Source organism: Streptomyces sp. AcH 505 (genome assembly GCF_000818175.1).
Classification (GTDB): Bacteria; Actinomycetota; Actinomycetes; order Streptomycetales; family Streptomycetaceae; genus Streptomyces.
Window position 1 is genome coordinate 5,643,251 of sequence record NZ_JTIY01000001.1, and the last position, 6,641, is coordinate 5,649,891.

Below are 6,641 nucleotides of genomic sequence, written 5' to 3' on the forward strand. Positions count from 1 at the left end.
CGCCCGGAGGACGGAGGGGGTCCGGCCGACGCAGGGGGCGCTCCCCGCCGGCCGGGTCCCGTCCCGTGCAGCGGGGCGGGTCATACCCCGGTGTGCAGGGCGATCCGCTCATCGCCCGCGTACACGTTCATGGAGGTGCCGCGGAGAAAACCGACCAGGGTGAGCCCGGCCTCCGCCGCCAGGTCGACCGCCAGCGACGACGGCGCCGAGACCGCCGCGAGCATCGGGATGCCCGCCATCACGGCCTTCTGGGCCAGCTCGAACGACGCGCGGCCCGACACCAGCAGGATCGAGCGGGACAGCGGCAGCAGATCCTCCCGCAGGGCCCGGCCGACGAGCTTGTCGACCGCGTTGTGCCGGCCGACGTCCTCGCGGATGTCGTACATCTCGCCGGTCTCGGAGAACAGCGCGGCGGCGTGCAGGCCCCCGGTCCTGTCAAAGACCTGCTGCGCCGCCCGCAACCGGTCGGGGAGGCCGGACAGCAGCGCGGGCTCGACCAGGACCGGGGGAGTGTCGGAGATCGGGAAGCGGGCCGTGGTGCGTACGGCGTCCAGGCTCGCCTTGCCGCACAGTCCGCACGACGAGGTCGTGTAGACGTTGCGCTCCAGGCTGATGTCGGGCATCGGGACACCGGGCGCGAGGCGTACGTCGACGATGTTGTACGTGTTGGTGCCGTCGTCCTTGGCCCCTGCGCAGTACACGATCGACTGCACGTCGGAGGCGGCGGCCAGCACCCCCTCACTGACCAGGAACCCGGCCGCGAGCGCGAAGTCGTCGCCCGGGGTGCGCATCGTGATGGCGAGCGGTTTGCCGTTCAGCCGGATCTCCAGCGGCTCCTCGGCCACCAGTGTGTCGGGGCGGGTGGTGATCTGCCCGTCCCTGATCCGGATGGTGCGCCGGCGCTCGGTGACCCGTCCCATGTGATCCGTCCTACCCGTCCAGTACCGCTGTGCCTGTGGAGCCGGGGCCGGCCCTCGCGCTCCACGATGCCATTGGCCGGCGGCCACGACTCATCGCATACAGTATTCTGTCTGCGATGGCCCAGGGGAACCCCGTGGACCGTTATTTGTCGTGGCCGCCGGCGCGGGCGGACGGGGGGATCAGGCGGCGGCGCCGCGTGCCAGCAGATCGGAGATGGCGCCGACCGTACGGAGCGTCGGTACCGGTACGCCGGTGACGTCGGCGAGTTCGACGACGGCGGCGAGCAGCACGTCGAGTTCCAGCGGTTTGCCCTTCTCCAGGTCCTGGAGGGTGGACGTCCGGTGGTCCCCGACGCGTTCGGCGCCTGCGATGCGCCGCTCGACGGAGATGTCGGGGCGGCAGCCCAGCGCCCCGGCGACGCGCAGGGTCTCCGTCATCATCAGCTCGATGACCTCGCGTGTGCTGCGGTGCAGACACATTTCCCGCATGGTGGCGCGGGTGAGGGCGCTGATCGGGTTGAACGAGATGTTGCCGAGCAGCTTGATCCAGATGTCGTCGCGCAGCTCGGTCTCGACGGGACATTTGAGCCCGCCGCTCCGCATGGCCGCGCTGAGGTCGAGGCACCGCCGCGACATCGAGCGGTCGGGTTCGCCGATCGAGAAGCGGGTCCCTTCCAGATGCCGGACGATGCCGGGTCCCGCCAGTTCCGTCGCCGCGTAGACGACACATCCGACGGCCCGCTCGGGCGGCAGCACCGCACTGACCGAGCCGCCGGGGTCGACGCTCTCGATCCGTCTGCCGTCGTGCGGGCCGCCCAGGCCGTGGAAGTACCACCAGGGGATGCCGTTCTGGGCGGCGACGACCGCCGTGGTGTCCTTGAGCAGAGGCGTCACCAGCGGACCGCACGCCGCGTAGGAGTTGGCCTTGAGCCCCAGGAACACATAGTCGACCGGGCCGATCTCGTCCGGTCGGTCGGTGGCGTGCACCCGCGCGGTGAAATCGCCGCGCGGGCTGTACACCCGGACTCCGTGCTGCCGCATGGCCGCGAGATGCGGTCCACGGGCGATGAGATGGACGTCGGCGCCGGCTCGGTCGAGCGCGGCTCCGACATAGGCGCCGATCGCTCCGGCGCCGACAACTGCGACTTTCACCGTGAGGCTCTCCGTTCGGTTTTGAGGGAGACCGAGAGGGCCGGGGGAGCGGAAGCGTGCTCCCTGTCAGTGTCGACGATATATTGTCTACAGTATGGAGTTCCGGTCGACAAGGCTTCTGTCACCGCATACTGTCGACAGATTCGGTGAAGGATCTTCCCAACCGGCCGACAGGTTCCTAGAGTTCGCGAGCATGACCCCACCCATCGCGCCGGCAGGCTGGAGCCGCTGGCTGGTGCCGCCCGCCGCGCTCGCGGTCCATCTGTCGATCGGCCAGGCCTACGCCTGGAGCGTCTTCAAGCCCCCACTGGAATCCGCGCTCGACCTGTCGGGGACGGCCAGCGCCCTCCCCTTCCAGCTCGGCATCGTGATGCTCGGCCTGTCGGCCGCCTTCGGCGGCACCCTCGTCGAACGCAACGGTCCGCGCTGGGCGATGACCGTCGCGCTGTCCTGCTTCTCCTCCGGCTTCCTGCTCGCCGCGCTCGGCGCGGCGACCGAGCAGTACTGGCTGATCGTCTTCGGCTACGGGTTCGTCGGCGGTATCGGTCTGGGCATCGGCTACATCTCGCCCGTCTCCACGCTGATCAAGTGGTTCCCCGACCGGCCGGGGATGGCGACCGGCATCGCCATCATGGGCTTCGGCGGCGGCGCGCTGATCGCCTCGCCGTGGTCGGCGCAGATGCTGAAGTCGTTCGGCAGCGACAGCGGGGGCATCGCGCTCGCCTTCCTGGTGCACGGCCTGGTCTACGCGGTGTTCATGTCGCTCGGCGTGCTGCTGATCCGGGTGCCGCGGCCGGGCGAGCGGCCCGGCAGGGCCGGGGCGCCCGTCGTGGCGGCCGAGGCGGCCTCCGGCGTCCAGGTGTCGGCCGGATCCGCCCTGCGCACCCCGCAGTTCTGGTGTCTGTGGGTCGTGCTGTGCATGAACGTGACCGCGGGCATCGGGGTGCTGGAGCGGGCGGCGCCGATGATCACCGACTTCTTCTCCGACACCTCGGCCCCGGTCTCGGTCTCGGCGGCCGCCGGCTTCGTCGCGCTGCTCTCCGCGGCCAACATGGCGGGCCGGATCGGCTGGTCGTCCCTCTCGGACGTGATCGGCCGCAAGAACATCTACCGGTTCTACCTGCTCGTCGGAATCGTCATGTACGTGCTGATCTTCCTGACCGGTGACTCCGCCAAACCGCTGTTCGTGATCTGTGCGATGGTCATCCTGTCGTTCTACGGCGGCGGCTTCGCCACGCTGCCCGCCTATCTCAAGGACCTGTTCGGCACATACCAGGTCGGCGCGATCCACGGCCGGCTGCTGACCGCGTGGTCCGTCGCCGGCGTCCTCGGCCCGCTGATCGTCAACCGGGTCGCCGACAGCCAGGCGGACGCCGGCAAGAGCGGCCCCTCGCTCTACGGGGTGTCGTTCGTCATCATGATCTGTCTGCTGGCCGTCGGCTTCGTCGCGAACGAGCTGATCAGGCCCGTCGACCCGCGTCACCACCACATCCCGGCCCCGAGGGAGGCAGCCGATGACCACGCCGTCACCGAGCAGCACGGCACCTGAGTCCCGGCGCACCGGGCTGATCGTCTTCGCCTGGCTCTGGGTGGGGATTCCGTTGGCGTACGGTGTGTACGAGCTTGTCCTCAAGGCCCGACAGCTGTTCACCGGATGATGCGGACTCTCCAAGCGGCGCGGGCGAATCCTGTTGGTTCACCTGTCTTCGTACCGGCCGGTCGCTGACGAGACTGGAGGACTCCTGACGTCGAAGCAGAGGGGGTCCCCGGTATGACCGGCACTCGTATCACCGCGCTCGGCCATTACCAGCCCGCCAAGGTGCTGACCAACGACGACCTCGCGGCGTTGGTCGACACCAGTGACGAGTGGATCAGCAGCCGGGTCGGGATCAAGACCCGGCATGTCGCGGGCCCCGACGAACCGGTGGACGAGCTGGCCGCGCACGCCGGGGCGAAGGCGCTGGCCGCGGCCGGTCTCGTCCCCGCCGACATCGACATGGTCCTGGTCGCCACGTCCACGGCGATCGACCGCTCGCCGAACACGGCGGCCCGGGTCGCCGCCCGGCTGTCCATGGGCTCACCGGCCGTGATGGACCTCAACGTGGTCTGCGCGGGTTTCACCCACGCGCTCGCCACCGCCGACCACACCGTACGGGCCGGGGCCGCCTCCCGGGTCCTGGTCATCGGCGCCGACAAGATGGCCGGCGTCACCGACTGGACCGACCGCTCCACCTGCGTACTGGTGGGGGACGGGGCGGGCGCCGCCGTCGTCGAGGCGACCGGGCCGGGCGAGGAGCCGGGGATCGGTCCCGTGCTGTGGGGCTCCGTGCCCGAGATGGGCCACGCGGTACGTATCGAGGGCAGCCCGCCGGTCTTCGCCCAGGAGGGCCAGGCCGTCTACCGCTGGGCCATCACCCAACTCCCGCCGCTCGCGCGCGAGGTCTGTCTGCGGGCGGGTGTCGGGCTGGAGGAACTCGGCGCCGTCGTACTGCACCAGGCGAACCTGCGGATCATCGAGCCCCTCGCGCGCAAGATCGGGGCCGTCAACGCGGTGGTCGCCCGTGACGTGGTCGACTCGGGCAACACCTCGGCCGCGTCGATCCCGATGGCGCTGTCCAAACTGGTCGACCGCGGTGAAGTCGCCTCCGGAGCGCCCGCGCTGCTGTTCGGCTTTGGCGGAAATCTCTCTTACGCGGGCCAGGTCATCCGATGTCCATGAACGCGGCGCCCTTCGGTAGACTGTAGACGATAACCAATGTGCCGAGGCGTTCACCGATCGGCACGGTCGTCGTCACCGCACGCCAGAAGGGGGAGCGCAATGTTGTCGCCAGGACTGCCGCAGGGGGCCGTGCCCAGGCTCGAACGACAGGGTCCGCTGCGTGAGCGGGTCTACGAGGCGCTGCTGGAGCTGATCACGACGCGCGCGCTGCGCCCGGGGCAGCATCTGGTCGAGAGTGAACTCGCGGGCCACCTGGGCGTGTCCAGGCAGCCGGTACGGGAGGCCCTGCAGCGGCTGAACACCGAGGGGTGGATCGATCTGCGCCCGGCCCAGGGCGCGTTCGTGCACGAGCCGACCGAGGACGAGGCGGACCAGCTGCTGTCCGTGCGCACCCTCCTCGAAGCGGAGGCGGCCCGGCTCGCCGCCGCCAATTCCGGCACGGCGGGGATCGCGGCCCTGGAGGAGCTGTGCGCCAGGGGCGAGCAGTCGGTCGCCGACGACGACGTGGATCTGACGGTCGCCACCAACGCGGCCTTCCACGCCAAGGTGATGGAGCTCGCCGGCAATGTCGTCCTGGCCGAGCTGGCGGCGCAGGTGGACCGGCGGGTCCGCTGGTACTACACGCCGGTCGCCCGGCAGCGCGGCAAGCAGTCCTGGATCGAGCACCGCGCGCTGATCGCCGCCATCGCCGACCGGGACGAGCGGCGCGCCACGGAAGTCATGCGGGCGCACACCGAGCACACCCGTACCACCTACCACGACCGTGAACAGGCCTGATCCAGCCGTCATTTGAGGTCGGATCGCGCCCCATACTGCGCCGTCGACCCGTCTTCGCGCCAGTCTCCGGTCCAATCTCGCCATCGCTTTGTCTTCGGTGTGGAGAAAGTTATGACGGATTCACGCGCAACTTCTTCCCCCTGCGGGCAAGCGCTGCTACGTTCCCCTCGAAAGCACAAGAAACAGAGCCGACAAGGCACGTAGCCGACAAGGCGGGGAGGGGCGCGTGAGACGAATGACCGCACGACCCGCGAACGCGCACCAGGCGCGACTGCTCAGGCTGTTGCGTGACGGTGGCCCCAACTCCCGCGCCCAGCTCGGCGATCAGGTCGACCTCTCGCGGTCCAAGCTGGCCGTCGAGGTCGACCGGCTGCTGGAGACCGGACTCGTCGTCGCCGACGGACTCGCCGCATCGCGCGGCGGACGCCGCTCCCACAACATCCGGCTGGCGCCCGCCCTGCGCTTCCTCGGCGTGGACATCGGCGCCACCTCGATCGACGTGGCCGTCACCAACGCGGAGCTGGAGGTGCTCGGGCATCTCAACCACCCGATGGACGTCCGCGAGGGCCCGGTCGCCGTCTTCGAGCAGGTGCTCACGATGGCCGGCAAGCTCAAGGTGTCCGGTCTCGCCGACGAGTTCGACGGCGCCGGCATCGGGGTCCCCGGTCCTGTCCGCTTCCCCGAGGGTGTGCCCGTAGCACCGCCGATCATGCCCGGCTGGGACGGCTTCCCGGTCCGTGAGGCGCTCAGCCAGGAACTGGGCTGCCCCGTCATGGTCGACAACGACGTGAACCTGATGGCGATGGGGGAGCAGCACGCGGGCGTCGCACGCTCCGTCGGTGACTTCCTCTGCGTCAAGATCGGTACCGGTATCGGCTGCGGCATCGTCGTCGGCGGCGAGGTCTACCGCGGTACGACGGGCAGCGCGGGCGACATCGGTCATATCCAGGTCGAGCCCGACGGACGCGCCTGCGCGTGCGGCAACAGGGGCTGCCTGGAAGCCCACTTCAGCGGCGCCGCGCTCGCCCGCGACGCCGACGACGCGGCCCGCGACGGCCGCTCACCCGAACTCG

The 6,641-nt window shown here is 70.1% G+C and carries 6 protein-coding genes and 1 pseudogene; 5 read left to right on the forward strand and 2 right to left on the reverse strand.

From position 1 onward, the window contains the following. Nucleotides 1–80: 80 nt before the first annotated feature. On the reverse strand, nt 81–920 hold the full coding sequence (gene fdhD / locus HY68_RS25355) for a formate dehydrogenase accessory sulfurtransferase FdhD (protein ID WP_041992715.1): 840 nt from the start codon (nt 918–920) through the stop codon (nt 81–83). A 180-nt stretch (nt 921–1,100) separates the two neighbouring features. Beyond that, entirely contained in the window at nt 1,101–2,072 is a 972-nt protein-coding gene (locus tag HY68_RS25360; RefSeq protein WP_041992718.1) for a 2-dehydropantoate 2-reductase, read from the reverse strand. A gap of 193 nt (nt 2,073–2,265) precedes the next feature. Between HY68_RS25360 and HY68_RS25365 the strand changes: the two genes are divergently transcribed. The 5 genes and pseudogenes from HY68_RS25365 to HY68_RS45445 form a co-directional block, all read left to right on the forward strand. Beyond that, nucleotides 2,266–3,621: an OFA family MFS transporter gene (locus HY68_RS25365; protein ID WP_041992721.1), complete on the forward strand. Its 1,356-nt coding sequence runs from the start codon at nt 2,266–2,268 to the stop codon at nt 3,619–3,621. Continuing rightward, complete coding sequence (locus HY68_RS44080; RefSeq protein WP_198533340.1) at nt 3,587–3,730, forward strand: hypothetical protein; 144 nt, start codon at nt 3,587–3,589, stop codon at nt 3,728–3,730. Before HY68_RS25365 ends, HY68_RS44080 begins: the two co-directional genes overlap by 35 nt. A 113-nt stretch (nt 3,731–3,843) precedes the next feature. Then, nucleotides 3,844–4,791, forward strand: a complete 948-nt coding sequence (locus tag HY68_RS25370) for a beta-ketoacyl-ACP synthase III (protein ID WP_041992724.1) — start codon at nt 3,844–3,846, stop codon at nt 4,789–4,791. Nucleotides 4,792–4,890: 99 nt separating this feature from the next. Then, nucleotides 4,891–5,568: a GntR family transcriptional regulator gene (locus HY68_RS25375; protein ID WP_078863774.1), complete on the forward strand. Its 678-nt coding sequence runs from the start codon at nt 4,891–4,893 to the stop codon at nt 5,566–5,568. A gap of 283 nt (nt 5,569–5,851) precedes the next feature. Beyond that, a pseudogene (locus HY68_RS45445) lies at nt 5,852–6,641 on the forward strand (ROK family protein); the annotation flags it as partial.

Excerpts from the sequence above, each read along its gene's own strand:
- fdhD (WP_041992715.1), bottom strand. The coding sequence starts at position 920 with ATGGGACGGGTCACCGAGCGCCGGCGCACCATCCGGATCAGGGACGGG.
- HY68_RS25365 (WP_041992721.1), top strand. The coding sequence starts at position 2,266 with ATGACCCCACCCATCGCGCCGGCAGGCTGGAGCCGCTGGCTGGTGCCG.
- HY68_RS25375 (WP_078863774.1), top strand. The coding sequence starts at position 4,891 with ATGTTGTCGCCAGGACTGCCGCAGGGGGCCGTGCCCAGGCTCGAACGA.
- HY68_RS44080 (WP_198533340.1), top strand. The coding sequence starts at position 3,587 with ATGACCACGCCGTCACCGAGCAGCACGGCACCTGAGTCCCGGCGCACC.
- HY68_RS25370 (WP_041992724.1), top strand. The coding sequence starts at position 3,844 with ATGACCGGCACTCGTATCACCGCGCTCGGCCATTACCAGCCCGCCAAG.